26 protein-coding genes are annotated in these 20237 nt (G+C 46.9%); 21 read left to right on the forward strand and 5 right to left on the reverse strand.

Features of this window, described 5'->3' with window-relative positions; translation table 11 throughout:
* Positions 1-64 precede the first annotated feature (64 nt).
* From GGR41_RS02830 to GGR41_RS02850, 5 genes are all read left to right on the forward strand, one after another.
* Complete coding sequence (locus GGR41_RS02830) at positions 65-712, forward strand: phage tail protein (RefSeq protein WP_167660548.1); 648 nt, start codon at positions 65-67, stop codon at positions 710-712.
* 52 nt (positions 713-764) lie between these two features.
* Entirely contained in the window at positions 765-1082 is a 318-nt protein-coding gene (locus tag GGR41_RS02835) for a phage tail assembly chaperone (RefSeq protein ID WP_167660549.1), read from the forward strand.
* A 5-nt stretch (positions 1083-1087) separates the two neighbouring features.
* On the forward strand, positions 1088-1396 hold the full coding sequence (locus GGR41_RS02840; RefSeq protein WP_167660772.1) for a DUF1799 domain-containing protein: 309 nt from the start codon (positions 1088-1090) through the stop codon (positions 1394-1396).
* Between the two features lie 394 nt (positions 1397-1790).
* Entirely contained in the window at positions 1791-2357 is a 567-nt protein-coding gene (locus GGR41_RS02845) for a DUF4760 domain-containing protein (protein ID WP_167660550.1), read from the forward strand.
* A gap of 177 nt (positions 2358-2534) precedes the next feature.
* On the forward strand, positions 2535-2807 hold the full coding sequence (locus GGR41_RS02850; RefSeq protein ID WP_167660551.1) for a hypothetical protein: 273 nt from the start codon (positions 2535-2537) through the stop codon (positions 2805-2807).
* Positions 2808-2966: 159 nt separating this feature from the next.
* On the opposite strand, the gene GGR41_RS02855 is transcribed toward GGR41_RS02850, so the two are convergent.
* The 3 genes from GGR41_RS02855 to GGR41_RS02865 all read right to left on the reverse strand — a co-directional run bounded on the left by GGR41_RS02855 (position 2967) and on the right by GGR41_RS02865 (position 3966).
* Complete coding sequence (locus GGR41_RS02855; RefSeq protein ID WP_209279717.1) at positions 2967-3251, reverse strand: HigA family addiction module antitoxin; 285 nt, start codon at positions 3249-3251, stop codon at positions 2967-2969.
* Between the two features lie 75 nt (positions 3252-3326).
* The gene (locus tag GGR41_RS02860) at positions 3327-3665 is read right to left on the reverse strand and encodes a BrnA antitoxin family protein (protein ID WP_167660552.1); all 339 of its coding nucleotides are present in this window, start codon (positions 3663-3665) and stop codon (positions 3327-3329) included.
* Positions 3625-3966, reverse strand: a complete 342-nt coding sequence (locus tag GGR41_RS02865; protein ID WP_167660553.1) for a type II toxin-antitoxin system RelE/ParE family toxin — start codon at positions 3964-3966, stop codon at positions 3625-3627. The genes GGR41_RS02860 and GGR41_RS02865 overlap by 41 nt, the downstream gene beginning before the upstream one ends.
* A gap of 127 nt (positions 3967-4093) precedes the next feature.
* On the opposite strand from GGR41_RS02865, the gene GGR41_RS02870 reads away from it, so the two are divergent.
* The gene (locus GGR41_RS02870; RefSeq protein ID WP_167660554.1) at positions 4094-4441 is read left to right on the forward strand and encodes a hypothetical protein; all 348 of its coding nucleotides are present in this window, start codon (positions 4094-4096) and stop codon (positions 4439-4441) included.
* Between the two features lie 50 nt (positions 4442-4491).
* Here GGR41_RS02870 and GGR41_RS02875 read toward each other — a convergent pair whose 3' ends face one another.
* A complete protein-coding gene (locus GGR41_RS02875) occupies positions 4492-4830 on the reverse strand; it encodes an Arc family DNA-binding protein (RefSeq protein WP_167660555.1) in 339 nt (112 codons plus the stop codon).
* An 82-nt stretch (positions 4831-4912) separates the two neighbouring features.
* Between GGR41_RS02875 and GGR41_RS13295 the strand changes: the two genes are divergently transcribed.
* The 14 genes from GGR41_RS13295 (at position 4913) to GGR41_RS02945 (ending at position 18154) form a co-directional block, all read left to right on the forward strand.
* On the forward strand, positions 4913-5131 hold the full coding sequence (locus tag GGR41_RS13295) for an Arc family DNA-binding protein (protein ID WP_167660556.1): 219 nt from the start codon (positions 4913-4915) through the stop codon (positions 5129-5131).
* Positions 5124-5684: a hypothetical protein gene (locus tag GGR41_RS02885; RefSeq protein ID WP_167660557.1), complete on the forward strand. Its 561-nt coding sequence runs from the start codon at positions 5124-5126 to the stop codon at positions 5682-5684. The genes GGR41_RS13295 and GGR41_RS02885 overlap by 8 nt, the downstream gene beginning before the upstream one ends.
* Positions 5677-6522, forward strand: a complete 846-nt coding sequence (locus GGR41_RS02890) for a phage antirepressor KilAC domain-containing protein (protein ID WP_209279718.1) — start codon at positions 5677-5679, stop codon at positions 6520-6522. Before GGR41_RS02885 ends, GGR41_RS02890 begins: the two co-directional genes overlap by 8 nt.
* Positions 6523-6605: 83 nt before the next feature.
* Entirely contained in the window at positions 6606-6938 is a 333-nt protein-coding gene (locus tag GGR41_RS02895; protein ID WP_167660558.1) for a hypothetical protein, read from the forward strand.
* Positions 6939-6995: 57 nt separating this feature from the next.
* Entirely contained in the window at positions 6996-12776 is a 5781-nt protein-coding gene (locus GGR41_RS02900) for a phage tail length tape measure family protein (RefSeq protein WP_167660559.1), read from the forward strand.
* On the forward strand, positions 12773-13669 hold the full coding sequence (locus GGR41_RS02905; RefSeq protein ID WP_167660560.1) for a hypothetical protein: 897 nt from the start codon (positions 12773-12775) through the stop codon (positions 13667-13669). Before GGR41_RS02900 ends, GGR41_RS02905 begins: the two co-directional genes overlap by 4 nt.
* Before the next feature lie 56 nt (positions 13670-13725).
* Complete coding sequence (locus GGR41_RS02910; RefSeq protein ID WP_167660561.1) at positions 13726-15429, forward strand: phage head spike fiber domain-containing protein; 1704 nt, start codon at positions 13726-13728, stop codon at positions 15427-15429.
* Positions 15426-15740 (forward strand): hypothetical protein, encoded by a 315-nt coding sequence (locus tag GGR41_RS02915; protein WP_167660562.1) that lies wholly within the window; start codon positions 15426-15428, stop codon positions 15738-15740. The genes GGR41_RS02910 and GGR41_RS02915 overlap by 4 nt, the downstream gene beginning before the upstream one ends.
* On the forward strand, positions 15737-16027 hold the full coding sequence (locus GGR41_RS02920; RefSeq protein WP_167660563.1) for a hypothetical protein: 291 nt from the start codon (positions 15737-15739) through the stop codon (positions 16025-16027). Before GGR41_RS02915 ends, GGR41_RS02920 begins: the two co-directional genes overlap by 4 nt.
* A gap of 64 nt (positions 16028-16091) precedes the next feature.
* A complete protein-coding gene (locus tag GGR41_RS02925; RefSeq protein WP_167660564.1) occupies positions 16092-16415 on the forward strand; it encodes an MFS transporter in 324 nt (107 codons plus the stop codon).
* Positions 16416-16476: 61 nt separating this feature from the next.
* A complete protein-coding gene (locus tag GGR41_RS02930; RefSeq protein WP_167660565.1) occupies positions 16477-16695 on the forward strand; it encodes a hypothetical protein in 219 nt (72 codons plus the stop codon).
* Positions 16692-17183 (forward strand): hypothetical protein, encoded by a 492-nt coding sequence (locus GGR41_RS02935; RefSeq protein ID WP_167660566.1) that lies wholly within the window; start codon positions 16692-16694, stop codon positions 17181-17183. The genes GGR41_RS02930 and GGR41_RS02935 overlap by 4 nt, the downstream gene beginning before the upstream one ends.
* Before the next feature lies 1 nt (position 17184).
* The gene (locus GGR41_RS02940) at positions 17185-17616 is read left to right on the forward strand and encodes a hypothetical protein (RefSeq protein ID WP_167660567.1); all 432 of its coding nucleotides are present in this window, start codon (positions 17185-17187) and stop codon (positions 17614-17616) included.
* Positions 17617-17725: 109 nt separating this feature from the next.
* Positions 17726-18154 carry a hypothetical protein gene (locus GGR41_RS02945; protein WP_167660568.1) on the forward strand — a complete coding sequence of 143 codons (429 nt, stop codon included), beginning with the start codon at positions 17726-17728 and terminating at the stop codon, positions 18152-18154.
* A gap of 385 nt (positions 18155-18539) precedes the next feature.
* Here the strand turns inward: GGR41_RS02945 and GGR41_RS02950 are convergent, their stop codons facing one another.
* Positions 18540-19775: a tyrosine-type recombinase/integrase gene (locus tag GGR41_RS02950; RefSeq protein WP_167660569.1), complete on the reverse strand. Its 1236-nt coding sequence runs from the start codon at positions 19773-19775 to the stop codon at positions 18540-18542.
* A gap of 224 nt (positions 19776-19999) precedes the next feature.
* Between GGR41_RS02950 and GGR41_RS02955 the strand changes: the two genes are divergently transcribed.
* On the forward strand, positions 20000-20236 hold the full coding sequence (locus GGR41_RS02955) for a hypothetical protein (RefSeq protein WP_077733249.1): 237 nt from the start codon (positions 20000-20002) through the stop codon (positions 20234-20236).
* Position 20237: the final 1 nt, after the last annotated feature.

Here is a 20237-nt window from a genome sequence, read left to right on the forward strand (position 1 = left end):
CCGCCAAATAGGCGGTTTTTTATTGCCTGCCATCTGAGCAGGTTTTTTTTATTTGGAGAGAACGATGGCAGTTCAACTACCTGATGGTTCGCTAGTTTCACTAGCAGCTGAATACGGCGAAGAAATTGCAGTTACTGCGGCTTCTAACGCTAAAAAAGCGGTTTTAACATTGGCTACTGGCCATGGCATTAAAGAGGGTGATCTTTTTGTGATGCATTCCGGTTGGAGTGGCATTCACAACCGTGTTTTCCGCGCTGATTTAGTAAGCGCAGATGAGGTGACAGTGAATGCAGATACCACAAACACTCGTCGATTTAAGGCGGGTGGTGGCGTGGGCAGCGTTCGTGTTATCGAGAAATGGGAGGAAATTCAGCAGATTCTCACATTTGAAGCCCAAGGCGGAGAGCCTCAGTACGCTACTTATGAGTTTTTGGCTGATGATGTGGAAAATCAAATTCCTACAAAGTACAGCGCACAGTCGATCAATATCAATATTGCCGACGATGAGTCTTTGCCTGGGTATAAAGCATGGATGGCGGCAGCTGATAAGCGCGATATTCGAGCGTTAGAAGTATTGCTTCCTAATGGTTCTACCTTGTACTACAACGGCTATCCAGCCATGAACCCAACCCCGCGTATGACGAAAGGTGAGGTGATGGCCGTAGTGGGTAGCTACTCTATTATTGGCCGCGTAAACCGTTACTCTGCTTAATTCTTTAGCCCTGCGACTGCGGGGCTTTTCTCTTGTTTTTTAAGGTTTTTCTATGTCAAAAAAAGTATTTTCTCTTATTCCTAATCCTACTTTTCAAGCAACAGTGAAATTTGCCATACCTGGTGAGCAAACGGCTTCAATTAAAGTTGAGTTTAAGCATAAAACCGCGGAAGAGGTGGAGGATTTTCTTAAGCGCGCCCAAAAAGAAAAAGACTTTGATGCCGTATCAGAGATTGTTGTGGGCTGGGATATTGGCGAGCCTTTTAACGAGGAAAATTTAAAGACTTTGTTAAGTAACTACGGTGGTGCCGCTCGAGCAATTACCAACACTTACTGGCGTGAGATTTTCGGGGCTCGCGAGGGAAACTAAAAGCCATTGCGCAAGCCCTCTACGACTCAGGGCCAACAGAAGAGCAGGCTGCTCAGCTTGCTACTTTTGGCCTAACGCTTGATGACTTCGAGCAAGAGGTCGTAGAGATTTGGCCTGAAAACCTATTGCCTATGCAGGTTTTTCAGGCGATGGGCACGCAATGGCGAATGGGATTTAATGGGCCGGTTGGATTGGACTATAACGTGTTGCCGATGATGATTAAGCAGCTTGGGGTGCCTAAAAAAGAACGTAAACGTGTGCTTGGTGATGTGATGGTGATGGAGCGGGCAGCGCTACGGGCTATGAAGGAGTAGGGGTGCTTGATGCGGCGGTGTTTGGGTTGGATGCGGCGGTGTTGGAAAGACAATTATAGAATAGTTGACGCCTAGCCTTCCTACGAGTAGCATGGCTACTCGTAGGAAGGCTAGGCTAGAAGTAAATGTTTGACCGGTTGCAATCATGTGGTGTAGGATGGTAGCTCTTAACCCAACGCAGGGTGTTAGGCTCTCAAGATGTGCTTGATTGAGCGGTTAGCGCCCATATATAAGTCATATGGACTTAGAGTTTTAATCTTAAGGAGAGGATATGATTAATTTACTGGCCACTAATGCTGCTGCGATGGAACAGGATTTCGGCTACTAATTTTTATAATTTGTAAGCTACAATGAAAAGGCATCTTTGAAAGGTGCCTTTTTTTATGGAGACAATATGTGGAAATACTTAGGAAATCATCCAACTCTTCCTATATTAGTCGTTTCAGCACTACTTGCTTTTTTTAGCTTAAGAATACAAAGAAAACTAGCTAGAGCAAAAAACTCTATAGATTTGCAAAACAACTACTTAGCTAGTGAGAGAATGCATGCGTTGATGGTTAATGTTGCCGCTGTAGCAAAACACAAAGACGCGAAGTGGTTGGCCGAGCTTGCAGAAATTGATACATTAGACGGGCAGCCAGAAGACAAGGTCAAGGCAATTAAAGACATAAGGATTGTCTTAAATGCTTTTGAGAGGGTTTCAATTGGGGTGGATAGTAAAGTCTATGACGAGAAGTTGCTATTTCGATCATATAGAGGCTTTGTTATTGACACTCATACTAAGCTTTACCCATATATAAAAGAAAAGCAGGAAGATGGCCGTTATTACAATCATTTTTGCCAAATGGCTGAAAGGTGGTGTGAGCTAGATAAGGAAAAGCAAGAGCCTGTGTATTTTTGGAGCATAAAGGGCATGATTAGGGTGGTAGCGAAAAAATTCAAAAACTGGTTACGTTGCTAGTTAATGTCTATAGTTCTCTATATGTATGTGATAAGCCCCGTGAGGGGGCTTTATTATTTACCCATAACGGCAGGATCTGCAAATTGTTTAGGTGGGGATAACCATATCACGAATAATATCTCAATTAGTTAGAATGCTTATAACATTAACCCTAAATTAAAAGCGAAGGTGCCCTAAATGGCTAATGAGATTAGTTTTAAATGCGATGGCTGTGATGAGGCCTTAACCGTAGAGTATGAAGAGCTTGATGTTCAGCAGGTGGGATCTGACGAAAGACAAATGGGGGTGGAGATTACTTATGCTGGGGAGGCAGAGATAGAGTGTTCTCAATGCGAGCATCCGAATACGGTTAAATATGAGTGTACAGAGTACCCCATAGGCTCTCCTAATTTCGATGAAACGGTCATTAATGGAGAGAAGGTGAGCCCAGGGTTTGGTTCCTGCGTTTAAGGCATGGGAGACCAACGGTGCCTAGATGTACTTTTGGACTATCGTATTTGATAGTAAACCAAAGCGCCCCTTCGGCGCTTTTTTGCATCCTACCGCTACTAACTAACCAGAAAGCAGAAAGACACCGAGCCCCTCAATTCGAGAGGCTTTTTTGTTGTGCTAAGCGTGAGCAGGCTCATGAAATGACCTTACGGCTGGCCGTTCTTTCTGCTCAGCCTGCCATAAGTCATATTGCCCCTGCATCTGGATCCACATTTCTGCGCTTGTGCCTAGGGCATCTTTTAGGCGCAGAGCCATATCAGCAGAGATACCCGCTGAGCCATTTAGGATTCTAGATAGTGCCGCACGAGTCACACTTAGTCGTGACGCTGCTTCAGTAACACTTAGATCGCCTAGGTACTCGCGTAGCACGAGACCTGGGTGTGCTGGATTGTTCATACGCATGGTATTTCTCCTAGAGCGAGACAGTAGAGCGCGAGTCAAATCGTTTTTCGTTACTACGCAGCTTTGGTTGGGTTATCAATGCTTTGGGGAAACCTTGCCGGTTAAGGCAAGTGATGCGCGCAGGGTGTCATTGATGCGAGTTTGCCAGCCATCACCGCTAGAGCGAAGTGCGGCAAGAATATCGGCGTCAAGTCGGATTTTTACAGCCTCTTTGGTGATGGCTTGTTTGCTTCCTACCGGCCTACCTCGACGACGGGCTATGATTTGATCAGGCGTATGTGTCTGAGCGAAATCACCATCCTTGGCTTGTTTTAGGGATTCGTGCAGACCCGGTATAGCGTGGCCTGCGTCTGCCTCAATAGCAGAGGCTACTTTATCTAGATCTAGGTTTTGTAGGTCTTTGAGGGATTTCATGGTTTCTCCGTTTATCTTTGATTTCTTTGGGGCTGATAGACTCTTGCGCTGCCTTGGCGTATGCCGTGAGCAGCAAAATAACTTGATCGTCGACAAGGTGGTAGTAAATGATTCTAGCTCCGCCACTCTTGCCCGTCCCTTTTCGGGCCCACCGAACTTTACGGGCTCCTTGTGCATCTTGGATAACGTCACCAGCATCAGGATTTTGAGCAATCCAGTCTATAAAAGCTTCGCGTTCGTCTTTTGACCAAATGCTAGCGGCTTGTTTTTGGAATGTCGGGGTTTCAATGACTGTACGCATGAATAAATTGTACACCCAATTAAATGGGCTATCAATGATTTTTTATTGGTAAACATAGCCCACCTAGCGTGGGCTTTCCTCGTTGGCTATCATAGGCTCATTATTGAGTAATTAATATGGGGCAGATATGAAAAAAGTGATAGCTGTTGTGGCGATTGGATTGAGTTTGGCTTGGGGAGGGGTGCAGGCTGATGATTTTGAGGATGGCGTTGAGCTAGGGGTCGGCGCTATGCAAACAAAGGCTTACCTTTGCTTTGAGGAGTTAAATCAAACACTAAAGGGGTATGAGTCTAAGCATTTAAAGGACATGATGGAAGAGTTCTTTAGGGGACGCCCTGACCTACCGCCAGCATTTGTTGAGTCATTCAAGAGGGGCTACCAACTTGAAGGGTTAGATGACCCTGCTTTAAGAGAGGCTTTTAAGTCCTGCATCGACCAAGGGGTGCGCGGAACATTAGAAGCCATCGATCGATAATAAAAGAACTGTGTTTTATGCCCGCCAGCTCGGCGGGTTTTTTTTATGGGCTACTGTTTCTTGTCGGGGTCCCATTTAGTGATTTCGGTAGTTATTTTTTGTAGGTTTTCAATGGTTTTCGGATCCCATTTCCCAATTGTTTTAGCTAAAACTTCGGCCAAGGTGTATAGGTCTATATCCGTTTTTTTGCTTTTCGAAACCAAAGGCTGGGCATGCGTAAGATCTGAATGCGTAGGCACAGCAAAACCTCTGCCTAAAGAATCTCGCAGCCTTTGGATGATTTCAGCGTTCATGCTTCGGTTGTCCTCAGAGGCTGCTTTCACAAGGTCTTCGTGTAGGTCGGCCGGAATTCTCAAGGTGATGCGAATAGTTGAATCGTTGTCAGACATAAAATAACCCTTGACACCATAATGGTGTCATTGCATAATCAAACCTGTCGACACTATTTTGGTGTCTTTTCGAGAGGAGCTTATGGAGCATACCGTAAATTTAACGCTAAGACTTCCTAGGGAAGTTCGAGATTGGCTTAAAGACTTATCTAGCTTAAATAACCGATCTATGAATAGCCAGCTTGTATGCATTCTACAGGAGTGGAAGGCTCAGGCAAAAGAAAACGCCACAGAGGTTGAGAGCTCTGGGGCGTCGATATCTAAAACCCACGTTTCAATTAAGGAGTCAGATAATGACTAATTCTACCACAGTATGCGCTGTCAACACAGATAGCATCGTCGCGGAAGCACCAAAAACCGTAGCGAAATCGCCGCAAAGCAAAGAGCGCGCTTTGTACTTAGAAGCAAAGCGCAAGGTTTCAGCGCTTGAAAAAGAGGTTGAGGCGCTTAAAACACAGCAGACATTGCCGATCTTCCAGATGGCTGTACGCATGTCATTAAACATGATTAACCGTCATCTCAATTCGATCGTGAATTACAGTGGCTCGGACTCACCTTACGATACAGGTGAAGTAGGAGATTGCCATGCAACGTCAGTAATGCAACTAGCAGCTTGGCGCGCTAAGTTGGCGCTCACCGAAAAATTTGAATCGTTTAAAGGTCTTGATGAAGTGTTTTACGGAATAAGCGGTGCTGCAGAGTGCGCCTACAACTCCATAACAACTCAAGACTCAGCATATGGCCGATATTTGAAAAGTCTAACAGCAAGCGTCGATACCTTTGCTGAATTATGCGACACATTAGACTCATGGGGCGATAGCTTCTTTGTAGATACGGAGGTGCAAAATGTCTAGTTTGATTAAACAAGATGGCGGGCTTGTCGACTCAAGGGTGGAGGGCAGTCAAATGGGCGTGTTATTAAACCTATGTCAGCGCGAAATTGATGGCGAGTTAATTCAAACGGTTGATGCTCGTGAGCTGCATATATTCCTAGAGGTTGGTAGAGATTTTCATACGTGGCTAGCCGGGCGTATAGATCAATATGGATTTGTGGAGGGGCAGGACTTTACCCCCATTTCGGGGAAAAGCTCAGGAGGCAGGCCCAGCAAGGAGTACGCCCTTTCCATTGACATGGCTAAAGAGCTTTCTATGGTCGAGCGCAATGAGAAAGGCAGACAGGCTCGACAATACTTTATTGAGTGTGAGCGCCAAGCTAAAGAGCTAGTTAACCGCGACCCAATGGAGCTGTTAAACGACCCTTCGGTTCTTCGGCAGACATTATTGGGGTACAGCGAAAAGGTTATTGCCCTAGAGACTAAAGTTGAAGAGCAAGCGCCAAAGGTTGAGGCGTTAGAGCGAATTTCCGAGGCAGAAGGCGCAGTGACTTTAACCAATGCCGCTAAAATTTTGCAACAGCAGCCACGCAAGTTTAACGATTGGCTGCATTCGATTGGGTGGATTTATCGCCGCTTAGGGCGCAATCAATGGACTGCTTACCAGCAGCATATTCAAACAGGGCGCTTAACTCACAAGGTGAATGCTTATATAGATGGTGAGACTGGTGAAAGCAAAATTTCAGAACAGGTTATGGTTACGCCAAAGGGGATAGCTAAACTATCTGAAATGCTGAATATGCCTCCAACAGGCAGTGTGCCGCCAGCTACCAACGCCTATTTAGAAGCTAGAGGCTAACAATCCCAAGCCGCTTAGTAGCCCGTTTTATACGGGCTGTTTTTGTTGGTACTATCTTCGTATTGACTAATGCGGAGGTGAGTATGAGAAAAGCAGTAGCTGTTGTGGCGATTGGGTTGGGCTTGGCTTGGGGAGGGGCGCAGGCGGAGAATAAGAAACTGCCCACGGAAAAGGAAAGGCTGGAGCTCTGCTCTTCGGCGGAAAAACTAGCAAGTAGCATAATGAAAGCTCGGCAAGATGGCATGAGGATGCAGGAGGTGATGGAGATTTTAGGGAAGGATAGCGTGTTAGTGAGGCGCTTAGCTGTTGCTGCGTATGAGCGGCCTCAGTTTAATCGAGAGGAGAGTAAAGCTAAAGCCGTTCGAGAGTTTGAGAATGACTCATACCTAGATTGCATTAAAAAAATATTGCCTTAACTTTAATTGTTTATGTTTGACCCGCCACTCCGGCGGGTTTTTTTATGGAAGATCGCCATGAGTGATATAGCAAAATTAAACCTAGCGGTAGATAGCTCTGAAACCGTTATTGCCATTAAATCTTTAGAGCAATTGGCGCAAATTTCAGCAGAAGCAGAAAAAGCAGCAGAAAAGCTAGGCGGAGCTACAAAGCAGCAAGCTAAGCGACTGAGTGAGTTAGATAAAGCCGCCAAAGCTAATGAGGCGACTGAGCGCCGTAGTATTGGCCAAGTTCTTGAGCGTGCCCGTGCCTACACAAAAACAGCTGGCGCAGAAGTGGCGGCAATGCAAGCCGCAGAGCGCAATAGAAACAGCACACGTAAGTTAGCTGAGGAGCAGGAAAAGTTACGTAATGGGCTATCTAAACTTTTGACCGTAATAGACCCGCTAGAGGCTAAGTTAAATAAGCTTGACGACGCAGAGGCGAAGCTACACAAGACATTTCGCGCAGGTGTGATTGATGCAGAAAAGTATGCTGAATCTTTAGCCAAAATAGGCGCAAAGCGTAATGATATTGTAGAAAAGCAGCTAAAGGAGATCGGTGAAGGCGCGGGGTTTGCCTCGGAGATGATTAAGCTGCTAGGTTTAAACTCTAGAGAATCACAGCGAGACCTATTAAATCTTGGGCGTGCTGCAGCATCCGGAAACTGGGGTCAAGTGCAAAGCTCTATGTTCCAGATTACCCGTAGCTCAGGCGCTCTTTCCATTGCTTTGTCTGGCGTAGGAATGGGTATTGGTGCAGTAACGGCTGGTGTAGGCGCTTTGGGGTATATGTACTACCAAAGCTATCGCGAAAACCAAGAATTTAACCGTTCACTGGCGTTAACAGGGAATGCCGCTGGCGCTACGACCGAGCGCTTAACTGCTATGTCTCGCAGTATTGGCGAGAACATTACCTATGCCGCTAACACGGCAAAAGCCGTTCAGGAGATTGCCCGCACAGGAAAAATTGCCGCAGATTCAATTGAAGATGTAGCGCTTGCATCGATTCAAATGCAACAGGCTTTTGGGCAGGCTGTAGATCAGACGGTAAGTGAGTTTGTTCGTTTAGGTGAAGCACCGTCTACTGCGTTACTAGAGCTAAATGATAAGTACCATCACTTAACTTTTTCCGTTTATGAGCAGGTTCGTGCGCTAGAAGAGCAGGGTCGTGAAGAAGAGGCAATGGCCTTAGCTCAGCGCCATCACTCTGAACAGCTGGGAATCCGTGCCAATGAGGTGATTGAAAATATTGGCGCCATAGAGCGCGCATACCTACAAGCTAAGAAAAGCATTCAAGGTACGTGGCAAACTATATCTGATGGAATTGCAAATCTAGGTAAAGAGGAGCCTATAACTGATGTCTTGGCAGGGCTTAGGGAGGAGTTAAGGCAGCAAGAGGCGTTTTTACAGGAGATGGTGACTACAGGAGAGAAAACTGGTAGGCCTAACCTAAGAGATATAAATCAAAGTAAAGAGAATATCGAAGCAATTAAGAATGAGATTGAGATACATCAAGAGGCGGTAGAGACATTAAAAAATATTGATCTACTAGACCAAAAGAGGGTTGAGGAGAGAAATAGACTACTCAAGCAGTCCCAAGACCAAACCAAATACCTAGAGCAAAACCAACCTAAGACCTTAGAGTATGAGCTACAGAAAGCTCGGGAAAACGTAAATAGGTTAACGGAAGGGCTCGGTAAGGGCACGGAGCGCTATAAAGCGATCATGGAGGCCTTTTATCGAGAGGAAGCAGAGATTCGTAAGCGCTATGAGAAAAAATCTAGCGGCAACAATTCCTTTGCCTCCGAGGTTGCTCGTTTAAAAGCTCGGATTGAAGAGGAAAACAATTTTGCCGCAGCTGCAGAAAACACAATTGCTCAAGTATCTCGATTAAACGAGTTTGAGCGTCGCGGGATGCAGTTGCGAAACTTAGCCGCAAAAGAAACCAAAGCAGCTAATAAGGCCAAACTGGAGGAGCTTGCCGCACTTAATGAGCAAGCGGGCGCGTTAGTACGCACCAATAAATTAACCGAAGAGGCCGCCAAAGAGCGGCTTCGTTATTTGGAGGGTATAGAAAAGTCCACCGAGAAAACCCGCGATGAGGCGCAGAGGATTCGCGACCAAGCTCGCACTATGGGCATGAGTAAGGCTGCGTTTGAAGAGCTGACCAATGCTCGTATTAAAGAACAGATTGCCCAGCTACAGGGCAAAAAAGGTTCCGAAGAGGAAATCAAGCTTCTTAAAGAGCAGCTAGTGGTGCGCGAGGATCTAGTAAAAGCCATCGGCGAGCATGATGTCGCTCGTGAGGGTTATGAGGCGCAGAGAAAGGCCGAGCAAGAGTGGCGTAAGACCATTGAAAACATTGATGATGTGTTCCGCAAAGGTTTTGCAGACATGCTTAACCGAGGTGAAGACAGTTGGAAATCGTTTACTAAGTCGCTTACCACTACATTTAAAACCGCTGTTGCCGATGAAATTTACAAAATGTTCATGCGGCCTTTTGTGGCTCAGGTGGCGGTAGGCGTGGGTGGCATGTTGGGATTAGCGGGCTCGGCCAATGCATCGAGTAGCTACGGCGTAGCGACAGGCATAGATATGCTTACCAAGGCTAACCAAGCGTATATGGGCATATCAGGCGGCATGACTAGCTCTTTAGCCAAGGGTGTAAGCGCACTAGGGGAGGCATTTGGCTCGTCAGCCATGACGTCTTTTGCTTCTGGAATGACCGGCGCACTTGGATCCATTTCAGCTACTGGGGTTAAGCTTGGGGCTGTGAACGCCGCGTCACTAGGTGCGCAAGTAGGTACAGGAACCATTGCAAATAGTGCTTATAGTGCGTCAATGGGTGCTGTGAATGCAGGCGGCGCGTTTGCTGCTGCGATGCCGTGGATAACGGGCGGTGCAGCTGTGTTAGGGCTTGGTCTGATGGCTCATAACATGATGAAGGGCGAAACACGCCACGGCGCGTACATGCAGTACGACTTGGCTGCAAGGCAAGCTGTGGCAAAAGGTGGGCCAAGCGGTGGCTACGGTGGCCAAGCAACAATTGACGCGGCAACACAGTTATTTGGCTCGACTGTCGATACGATTAACTCGGTCCTAGAAGGCGTAGGCGCTAAAGCGCAAACCGCCTGGTTCCACGGGATGTTTGAGTCCTCGGATAAGGGGCGAGGCGGTACGTTTGCCGGTGGTTCGATTCAGTTAGCTGATGGTTCAATTGTTGATTTTGGCACTAGCAAAAAAGGCGACGGCTTTGGCGGTAAAAGCGGTACCGCAGAAGAAATGTTCGCTAATTTGCAGTCTGAGGTGCATTTTGCGGCACTAGAAGCATGGAAAGCCGTTGGCACTGAAATGCCGCAAGTCATTCGAGACATGCTTGCTGGTGTTGATGTGCGCAGTTTAACGGCTGAGCAGGCCCAAGGCTTAGTTGCAGAGATTAGCAATACTGTGGGTGCGGTGAATGCGTTATCTGATGCGTTTAATCAGATGCCGCTTGAGAATCTGAAAAACCTCACGTTTGATGTGACGCATGGCTTGGGTATGGCCTCTGGCGGTTTAGATGCTTTATCAGCAAATGTTGCTTCGTTTTACCAGGGCTTTTACTCAGAAGCAGAGCGCCAAGAGCATCTACACAGACAACTGGTCGACACGCTCGGTGCTGTGAATGTACAGCTGCCCAGTAGCCGTGAGGGCTTTAGGCAGCTAGTAGATTCTCTTGGAGAAGTCACTGAGGCGAATCAGCACACTATTGCCGCATTGCTTGGTGCTGCTAGCGCTGCAGATCAGTACTACGCAGAGCTAGAGCGACGTCAGGCGGAGGCGTATCAAGAGCGTCAGCGCCTAGAGCAAGAAGCGTATAACTCAGCTCGGTCCCATGTAGACAAACTCATGTCTGCATTCAAAGAGCTAGCGCAAAAGCAGATCCGTGAATTAGAGCAAGTCTCTAAGACCACAGATAAAGTCGCAAACGCACTGCAAAAGTCGCTGAACACGCAGATTAGCTCCCTGACGTCCGTGAGTTCGATGTTAACGGACATGCTCAATGAGCTGCGTGGCGGTGCCAAGCTATTTGAAATGCAGTCTGCAGAGGGCTGGCGTGTTATCGGTAATACGATTAGCACAGGTGTTCTTCCAGATGCTGACAAGTTGCGTAGTGCAGTGGGATCCATTCGTGCAGACTTGGACGACCGGTATTACGGCTCTATTTTTGAGCGTCAGCGCGATCAGCTTGTGCTAGCGAATCAGCTAGATAGCATTAATTCACTAGCTAAGCCACAACTGACGATTGCAGAGCAACAGCTGCAGGTGATGCAAGACCAACTTGCGGAATTGCGAGAAGGCACGAAACGTGCGTTCGAACTTGCGGGTTTGTCACAAGCTCAGATTGCTGCGATTAAATCGGTTGATGATAAGACGGCTGCAAGCGTGGGCCTTACTAAAGATCAGCTCGAGGCGTTACGCACGGGTAACAACGCCAGTGCTGTGTTGCAGAACCTAACGCGTGAGCAGATTCAAGGAATCCTTGGCGTTAAATCTGAGGTTATTAATGTCCACGGACTAACTGCTCAGCAGCTGGCAGAGCTAAGCCGAAACACAGGCGTTGCTAACGTCATTAAATCGCTAACAGATGCTCAAATTGCAGCACTGAAGTCAGTTGATGCGAAAACGGCCAAAGCGCTAGGGCTATCTGAGTCGCAGATTACTGCGCTGCAGTCGGGTAACGCCCAGGCACTGGCTTTGCAAGGACTTACGCGTGAGCAGATTCAAGGCATCCTTGGCGTTAAGAGTGAAACAAGTTCATTGCACGGTTTGAGTCAGTCTCAAATTGATGCTATGCGAGCCGTGGATCTCAGCACGCAAAGCGTTGCAGAGCTGATTGACCACTTGCAAAAAGCAACGGAAGCAGAGCGGTTGGCATCTAAGCAAATTGAAACGATTCAAAGTCAGTTGGGCACGATGCAAGCGCAGTACGAGCAGCTGCGTGACTTGAATACTTCGATGGGGTCGTTAGACGAAGGCATGCGTTTGCTTGCAGTGGCGATGAAAGCAGAACAGGTTGCGAAGCCGGAGCCCAGCAATTCAAAAGCGTTCGGCGGACGTGATTTTGAGTTTAAAAGTCAGGCAGCAGCGAAAAACTACTTACTCGGAAATACCGGTTTACTAGGGTCTTTTGCAGAAGAAGTAGCCAAGGGCTGGGCATCACCGACTGATTACTTGAAGTTTGCTCAGCTTCATTACAGCAGCTATGGCTGGGCTGAAAACCGTACTGACAAACCCGGTGAAAACAAAGGTCGAACGCACAAGCCTGGGGTTACGTCAGAAGCGCAGGCGTATTTAGCTGCTAACCAAGACGTCATGACGGCTTACCTGCGTGAAGTGAAAAGCGGTGGGGCCGCAGGTGGTGATCGAGGCATGCTTGCTTTTGCTCAGTCGCATTTTGATCAATATGGCAGACATGAGATGCCGTTGCGAAAATATGCACGCGGTGGCGATCACTTTGGCGGCTTACGTCTCGTCGGTGAGCTAGGCCCAGAGCTTGAGGTGACAGGCCCGAGCCGCATTTTCAACGCAAGCAAAACGCAGGATATCTTGCGCAATATGTCAGCGGGGCCAGATATTTCGGGTCTGATGCAGGGGTTAATTCGCGAGAATCAACAGCTGCGTCAAATGTACGAAAGCATGATGCGCTCTATGATAGCGATGCAGCAGCGCATGGCGCGGGTTTTGGAGCGTTGGGAGGGTGATGATTATCCAGTGCGAATTGAGGAGATGCCTAGTGATCCAGTTTTTGTGAAAATTAAAAAGGAGGTGGCGTGAGTTTAGTTATCGTAAAGCCGGTGGTGGTGACTGACGAGATGCTCATTGACTCGAACGTGCCAGTTGATGATTACCTGCCTTTTGACCCAGATGAGACTTACTCTGTTGGCGCTCGTGTAGTCCTTGGGCGCAACATTTACGAGTCGCTAGCCGATGAAAATCAGGGTAATGATCCGCTGAATTACCCTGATAAATGGCTCAGCCCCGGCGTAGTGAATCGGTGGCGCGCTTTTGACGATCAAATCAGCTCGCGTGCTATGCGACCTAATTTAATCACATATCGGATTAAAACAGGGCGTGCTGCGAACTCAATAGGCATCTTAAACTTAACTGGCGCAACGGAAGTAAAAATTCGTGTCGAGGACCCGCTATTAGGCGTGTATGAGAAAACGCAGAAAGTGAATCCGATCACGCCTCAATCAAGTTGGTGGCACTGGTACTACGGCTACAGAAAAGCGCGAAACCAAGCGCTTTTTTTACGTTTGCCGTCTTACCCACGTGCAGAGATTTGCATAGAGATTAAGGGAGGTGAAAAACTGGGTGTAGGACTTATTGTGCTTGGTCAGCAGCGTCGATTTGGGATTGGCGTAGAGTATGGCGCTAGAGCAGGGATTACGTCTTATAGCCGCGTGCGTAGAGATTCCGACTCAGGGGAGGTCGATATTCGGAAAGGGCGTTCATCTAAGCGAAGCACGTTTAATTTAGCGATTAGAAATACGGAGGTCGATCAAGTGTATGACTTTATGAGCGAAGTGGATTCTGTGCCAGTTTTGATGATTGCCACTGACTCATTTAAAGCGTTTACAGGGTACGGTCTCATTAAGCATTTTGAGGTTGTCGTACCCAACGTTTCGACGTCTGATTGCTCGATTGAGTTTGATGGTTTTATCTAAGTTTTCAAGTATTACAAATAGCCCGCTTTAGTGCGGGCTTTTTTATTGGAGAAAGTATGTCTATACCGAAGATTGACCCGTATCCTCCTGCGCCAACGCCGGAAGACAGCGAGGAGGTTTTTGATGATAAGGCGTATGCTCATGCAGCGTCTTTAGAACTACGACGCGTTCAGATGAATGAGGTGGCTACGTATGTTAATACCCGTGCTTCTGATGCTAATAACCGAGCTGTAGCAGCTGCAGCAAGCGCAACAGCTTCCGCAAATAGCGCAACACGGTCTGATGAGTGGGCGAATAAAGCGCCGGGGTCTGTGGTGGCTTCTGGAAAGTATTCTGCGCGACATTATTCAGATCTGTCAGATAGGTTTGCGAACGCGCCTGAAGATGTGGAGGTGGTGCCAGGAAAGTATTCTGCTCTTCACTGGCAGGAGAAGGCTAAAAAAATCGCGAACGTTCATGCGACGACGGTAGCTACAGACCCCTTGCCTACTGTGATTGCAACGAACGTGCAAGAGGCTTTGCGGGATTTGGCGTATCAGGCAGATCAGTTGAGGGTTGCGAAGAATCAGTTGAAATATGGTGATGGACCCTATCCAATATTGGATTTCCAGTTTGCTGGGGCTAAGTATTTGGATCCACGGATTCAGTTTACCCGTGCTAGCTTAGATTGGGATGAGGAGGGCAACGAGTACGGTGTTGACGAGCCGGTACTTACGGATAAAGGGCTTTGGGGAAGTGGCGTGAGGACTAATTTACTTACGGAATCTAAAGACTTTTTAGGGTGGTCCGCTGCCCCAGCCGCCTCTCTAGCTAGAGGTTATGGACAAAGCCCATTTAATTGGGGAAGATCTGCTTTATTTAAGCAAGCTGAGAACACTACAGGTTCTCCATATTTTCATAGGACAGCTACAGTTCAGCAGTACACAGAGGGGGTAATGTACACAGCTAGTTTGTATGTTAAACCGTTGGCGAGTAATAGTTCGAATAATCCAATAAGAGTTATCTTACATCAGCAAATGTTCGAATCCCAATGTAACGTTGGATTAACGCCTGATGGGCAAATAAGCAAAGGTTCTGGTGCAACATTTGTTGGCTGTGATCCCGCCGGAAATGGGTTTTATCGAATCTGGGTGACAGGCAAAGCAGCAACTACAGGAACGAGTTGGGCCCCGATAGCCTGGCCCCTCCGATCTATGCTCGAAGAGGGTGAGGGATGGGAGGTTTTTGGGATGCAGTTGGAGGAAGGGATCTCCCCCACCCCATACATACCTACTGAAGCCAGCCAGGTGACGGTGGCAGACGGCGTACTTAATTCAATAAGAACAGATCGTCTGCGTTCTGTGGTTATAGACCTAGAGCTACTAAGAAATCTGATAGATAACAATACGCTCTATATATTAAGTTGGGGAAAGGGCAGAACAGGACATATACCAACGAACGGCATTATGGTTTGGGCTGCGGGCTTCTCTAACAATATTCAGGTTCGGATTTACACTAACGGCTCTTACATGAGTCGAACCATCCCTGGTAACTGGGAAGACCTGAGAAAACTGGGTGTAAGTATCTTCCCCGATAAAATAGTAGTTGCTGCAGACGGAGTTGTGAGAGAAATAGAAACAGATAGGGATGTTGTAAATGAGGCTATTTTTGCTAATTTGCATCCCGCAACACATGTTCAATCAAAATATAGGTGGTTAAAGTCAGCCGCTTTTTACGAGCGTGCATTAACAACTGAGCAACTACAGGAACTCACAACATGAAAGACTATTTCTTAAGAGCTAATAGCCGGAAAATTATAGATGAAGCCCTGCAATCAGCGGGGCTTTTGTCATATATAGATGGTGAATCCGTCACACCCCATGACGTAGCTATTGATTACGTTGGCACGATTTACCGACCAACCGGCCACATGTTGCTAGATACAGAGGGTGAGGAGTACCCTGAAATTAAGCCGGTTGAGGGATATCACGCCAACCTACGCGCTGATTTGACCGCTGAGCAAGAGGCGCTACTGCCAATAATCGAAGCTCCCAACCAACCTCAGCGAATCTTTGCAGGAGGCATCTTATGAATCGAACGCACGTAGAGCATCTAATCGTAGCCTTGGTTATCCAAGGCTTTTTTGTGGGTGGTTTCTATCTCCTAGGCCTGCAGCACGGTGCCTGGGTCGGCGCCATCTTTGTGACAGCGCTGTTTCTCGGTCGAGAACACGCGCAGCGTGAATACAAGATCGGGGACCCAAGTCAACTCAAGGGTTATGAAGCGCTAGACATATGGCGTTGGTCACTTGATGCGAAGCTCGATTTACTAATACCCACAGCTGCAGTCTTTCTGGTAGCAGTACTACTCAACAGATAGCGCACTACGCGCTTTTTTTACGCCCATTGCCATTGCAGTGGGCTTTTTTTATTAGGAGACAGTCTTGAGCGTATGGGGCTGGATTATTGACGTCTCTGACACGTTTCAGTGGGGGATTGCTGGGCTTGTCGGGGCTCTCGTTGCGAGCTGGTTTCGTCGAGAAGACTTAAAGCATCGAAAAGATTTTATTTTCTTTGCGATGGCCGGCGCCGTTATTGCGCACTTCTTGACTGGGGCGATAGCGACATATTTAGAAGTGTCACCAGCAAATGCCGGCAGCATCGGTTTTTTATTGGGGCTTTTTGGCGGTACGGTGACGCAAGCGATTATCAGAGCGATTGTGAAATCAGACTTCTGGCAATTAGTCATGAGTCGATGGGGGAAATAGGGTGATCTATATCAATATTTTTTCGTGTCTCTTGATTTGTATTTGGGCGTCTTGGTGTGCGGTGTCAAAGCGTATTCAAGGTGGGCCAACGTGTCGGTTTCTCTTTGGTGTAGCTGCTTTGGCAGCGATGGGCGTTATTTTTGCACCGCACGGGACGTACTCAGCGGGGCGTACAGCAGAGGTCACGATGAACGTGGCTTTAGCGTTGTTGTGCGTGCGTCACATCCTACTGAAAAACCGTCTGACCTGGTGTCGTCTTAAAAAATGGTGGAATAAATGAAATTAAGTGAAGTAATAAAAACAGCGATTGAGCCTGCCTTCTCCTTGTTGCCGGAGCGCATGCGCAGCAAAGAAGCCAGTGTGATGCTGTTGGCGATTGGTCTGCAGGAAAGCCGCTTCGTACACACGTACCAGCTAGTGCAAGGTAAGCCCGGCGCTAAAGGTCCTGCTCGCGGCTGGTGGCAGTTTGAGCGAATGGGTGGGGTGCATGGGGTTTTGACTCATGCAGCCAGTAAAGACCATGCTTTGGCTGTGTGTCGTGCTCGAGGCGTAGAGCCTAATGCCAGAGACGTGTGGGAAAAACTGGAGCACGATCAAATCTTAGCGGCGGCATTTGCCCGTTTATTACTGTGGACTGATCCACGAAGTTTGCCGCGGTTAGGAGATGAGCAAGGCGCATGGGATTTGTATATGCGAGTGTGGCGCCCGGGTAAGCCCCATTTACGCACATGGACAGTGTGTTACGCCGATGCGTTAAAAGAGGTGTGACATGTTAAAGCAAGTGGGAATAGGGGCCGCGATTACAGCGGCTCTTTTTCTTGGTGGCTGGCTGTATGGTCAGTATCAATATAAGCAAGGCGTTAACGCTGAGAAAGTTAATGCTGTGCTTTCTCAAATAGCAATAGAGCAGGGGATGCAGTATGAAAAAGATAGGGCAGACGCAGAATATCGACAAGCCGTGCTCGAGCGTGAAGCAGCTCAAAAGCTGGTGTCTGATCAGCGTGTTCGTATTGTCGGGCTGCTCAACGACTTACGTAACGCCCAAGCTTCCGACCCCGGCAGCGGACCTAATGACGCCGGAGCGGACGGGATCGGGATACTTATCGAGTGTATCGGAGACTATGAGCAAATGGGAGCAGAGGCTGCAAGGCTCGCTGATAAAGTGAATGGGTTGCAGGGGTATGTTAAGGCGTTTCGTTAGCTAGCGTATAAGCGATGTTAAGAACGAGTTTTCTTGTGACATTTGATGTTTTTTGTTAAATTTTATTTTTTACTAAATGTAAGTTTTTTAAGCCCAAAGGATAAATCGTATGTTCAAAAAAACCATTGTGACTGCGGCTCTTGTTTTTTCTGCGCCTCTTTATGCGGATTCTCAGTGCGTTACTAAAATATATAGCAGGCAGGATGTTCTTTATGAGTTAAAAAAACAAGGCTGGGGTTATGATAATTACGATTTGATTTGTGAGAAAATGAGGGCTGCTAATGCAGAGTTTTTGGTATCTGCTAATGCGATGGTGGTAAGAGGAAAATCTGTTACGTGGGCTGTTGTTTCTGTAAAGGGCGCGGATTCCAGCATAGTGGCGGTTAACAATATGGGGCACTCAACGCTGGTGGATGATACCCCTAGTACAAATATTGCTAATAGTAATTATATGGTAGCAATAGATCAGGCGATTGGCGCTTTAGATATAGATAAGGCGATTGCTGATCTGAATGAGGCTAGAAGAAACGCGAAGTAAGTGTTTTCACGAATAAAAGCGATCCACATATAGGATCGCTGCAAAGCATCACTCTATCTATTGATACGAATCTCAAAATAAGCCTCACATTCCCCTAAACCCTCTTGCTGCGCTTTGCTAGCAATATTCATCCACTTTTTAGCCGGCGCTTTATCATCTTCAGATAACTCTGACTTGTCTGACTCCATCGCACTTCGCCAAGTCTGATAGCCGTGCAGTAAGTCTCGGGGCCACTAAAAGCATCCTCAAGCACGCGCTGAAAACGGTATTCGGCTTTTAATTTGGCTTGCTCTGTGATGGAGGTAGGGCCGTCTTCAAGGATGATTGCATACATAGTGAGCTCTATCTATATTGATAATTAATTATTTATACAGTTAAGTCAGATTTATCTTGTTAGCCTCTCAAGCGCTTTACCAAGCTTCAAAAAGGCATGCCTTTGTTCAGCTGGACTGATTTGTTGATATATAGCGATATGCCCCTGCTTTGGCTTCCGATTTAAGCACTGTTCAATAATTTCGTAGGGTATCTTTAATGAGCTCATTAGCGCGGCAGCTGATCTGCGTAAATCTTGATGAGACCATCGACCTCCTGATATGCGTAATGAGCTCTTAATCTCAGGGTTAAGCTTACTAGTTAAATCACCTGTTTCAGCGCAGTCTTGTCTATGGGAGATTTGGAAATTGATAGTTTTGGGTCGAGTGTAAGTGGTACTTCGTACGCTTTTGAATAGGTAGGAGCTTCCTTCCCTAGGTACGCTGATTAGCAAGTCTATGTATTGACGCGCAAAGGGGGAGAGATAGATTACGTGCTCTCGCTTGGATTGATTCTTATTAGCGGGAATAATCCAGCGGTTGTTTTCCAAATCAAAGTCTTGCTCTTCGGCCGTAACTATTTCTTCAATACGCGCCATGGTTGAAAGGGCTAACCAGATCGATGCATGGCATTGCAAAGTAATCCCCGTTTTCTGATTACACTTGATCCAAAGTTCTCGAATTTCTTTTCTACTAAGAATTCTTGTTCCTATATTTTCCGGTCCCCCCACTTCTTCTTTTTTGATGCTCCTCACTCGATTAGCATCTAGCCACTCATTGGTAACAGCATAATCAAACATTTGCCTCATCTCTCGAAGAAGCAGGTTTGCTTGTGCGTTGGATCCTTGATTAACCACCCTCATAAAAACATTTAAAAAATCAGATTTTTTTAGAGATATGAGCTTGGCGTCTCCAATGTAGTAGAGAATGTGCTTCGCAAACCTTATGCGAGTTTGATAGACGCCGCGTTCTGTGCGACGGTTGGGCAGTTCCTCGCCTATCCAAATATTAAACAGGTCTTGAACAGTATTAGGGGCATTGTTTTTAATGCTTTTTGGGTCTATTCCTAAAGCAAGTTTGGCCCTGTATTCCACAACTAGCTTTCGAGCTAGCTCTAGAGGGGTGTCAGGGTATGGGCCAAGTGAGATTTTGACTTGTTTGCCCAAGGGGTTGGTGTATCTGAATACCCAAAGCTTGTCACCAGCGGGCCGGATCCGTAAGTGAAGCCCGTTTCCATCAGAAAGAAAATATTCTTTTTTTAAAGGTAAAGCTGAATCAATCTGCTTAATCGAAAGCTGATTTTGAGACATAAGGGCACCTGTTTATTTGTCTATTTAAGGGTACTAAATAGGGTACTAAACCGCCCAGAAAAGAATAATAAGACCTAGCCTTTTGGTTTGGGTTTTTGTCTAAAACTCGATCTAAGTAATCAATGAAAACAAGGTGTTGCAGCTCAACTAAACCTAAAGGGTATTAGACAAATAAAACCTACTTATTATTTTTAATCAATGAGTTAGGTTAATTTTATTAGCTATTGACTGAATACGTCATCATCGTCGCTTTAATTGCTGTGGCTGCCATCGCGGTTTTTCAGATCTTCGGTCAAGTCATTCGGTCACAAACGGCCGCAATGGCTAAGGAATTAGCCGGGGAGGATGGCACAGCGGAGTCCCAAAAAGCCCAAGAGGCCGCACAGCTCGGCTCCGTTCAGGCTGAAAGCAAAAGCTTACAAAACTTCACGGGCAACGCCTCACAAGCGGGTGGGAATTAAC

It is taken from the genome of Paenalcaligenes hominis (assembly GCF_011927625.1).
Lineage (GTDB): Bacteria > Pseudomonadota > Gammaproteobacteria > Burkholderiales > Burkholderiaceae_B > Paenalcaligenes > Paenalcaligenes hominis.

Excerpts from the sequence above, each read along its gene's own strand:
- GGR41_RS02830 (WP_167660548.1), top strand. The coding sequence starts at position 65 with ATGGCAGTTCAACTACCTGATGGTTCGCTAGTTTCACTAGCAGCTGAA.
- GGR41_RS02835 (WP_167660549.1), top strand. The coding sequence starts at position 765 with ATGTCAAAAAAAGTATTTTCTCTTATTCCTAATCCTACTTTTCAAGCA.
- GGR41_RS02845 (WP_167660550.1), top strand. The coding sequence starts at position 1,791 with ATGTGGAAATACTTAGGAAATCATCCAACTCTTCCTATATTAGTCGTT.
- GGR41_RS02850 (WP_167660551.1), top strand. The coding sequence starts at position 2,535 with ATGGCTAATGAGATTAGTTTTAAATGCGATGGCTGTGATGAGGCCTTA.
- GGR41_RS02855 (WP_209279717.1), bottom strand. The coding sequence starts at position 3,251 with ATGCGTATGAACAATCCAGCACACCCAGGTCTCGTGCTACGCGAGTAC.
- GGR41_RS02860 (WP_167660552.1), bottom strand. The coding sequence starts at position 3,665 with ATGAAATCCCTCAAAGACCTACAAAACCTAGATCTAGATAAAGTAGCC.
- GGR41_RS02865 (WP_167660553.1), bottom strand. The coding sequence starts at position 3,966 with ATGCGTACAGTCATTGAAACCCCGACATTCCAAAAACAAGCCGCTAGC.
- GGR41_RS02870 (WP_167660554.1), top strand. The coding sequence starts at position 4,094 with ATGAAAAAAGTGATAGCTGTTGTGGCGATTGGATTGAGTTTGGCTTGG.
- GGR41_RS02875 (WP_167660555.1), bottom strand. The coding sequence starts at position 4,830 with ATGTCTGACAACGATTCAACTATTCGCATCACCTTGAGAATTCCGGCC.
- GGR41_RS13295 (WP_167660556.1), top strand. The coding sequence starts at position 4,913 with ATGGAGCATACCGTAAATTTAACGCTAAGACTTCCTAGGGAAGTTCGA.
- GGR41_RS02885 (WP_167660557.1), top strand. The coding sequence starts at position 5,124 with ATGACTAATTCTACCACAGTATGCGCTGTCAACACAGATAGCATCGTC.
- GGR41_RS02890 (WP_209279718.1), top strand. The coding sequence starts at position 5,677 with ATGTCTAGTTTGATTAAACAAGATGGCGGGCTTGTCGACTCAAGGGTG.
- GGR41_RS02895 (WP_167660558.1), top strand. The coding sequence starts at position 6,606 with ATGAGAAAAGCAGTAGCTGTTGTGGCGATTGGGTTGGGCTTGGCTTGG.
- GGR41_RS02900 (WP_167660559.1), top strand. The coding sequence starts at position 6,996 with ATGAGTGATATAGCAAAATTAAACCTAGCGGTAGATAGCTCTGAAACC.
- GGR41_RS02910 (WP_167660561.1), top strand. The coding sequence starts at position 13,726 with ATGTCTATACCGAAGATTGACCCGTATCCTCCTGCGCCAACGCCGGAA.
- GGR41_RS02915 (WP_167660562.1), top strand. The coding sequence starts at position 15,426 with ATGAAAGACTATTTCTTAAGAGCTAATAGCCGGAAAATTATAGATGAA.
- GGR41_RS02920 (WP_167660563.1), top strand. The coding sequence starts at position 15,737 with ATGAATCGAACGCACGTAGAGCATCTAATCGTAGCCTTGGTTATCCAA.
- GGR41_RS02935 (WP_167660566.1), top strand. The coding sequence starts at position 16,692 with ATGAAATTAAGTGAAGTAATAAAAACAGCGATTGAGCCTGCCTTCTCC.
- GGR41_RS02940 (WP_167660567.1), top strand. The coding sequence starts at position 17,185 with ATGTTAAAGCAAGTGGGAATAGGGGCCGCGATTACAGCGGCTCTTTTT.
- GGR41_RS02945 (WP_167660568.1), top strand. The coding sequence starts at position 17,726 with ATGTTCAAAAAAACCATTGTGACTGCGGCTCTTGTTTTTTCTGCGCCT.
- GGR41_RS02950 (WP_167660569.1), bottom strand. The coding sequence starts at position 19,775 with ATGTCTCAAAATCAGCTTTCGATTAAGCAGATTGATTCAGCTTTACCT.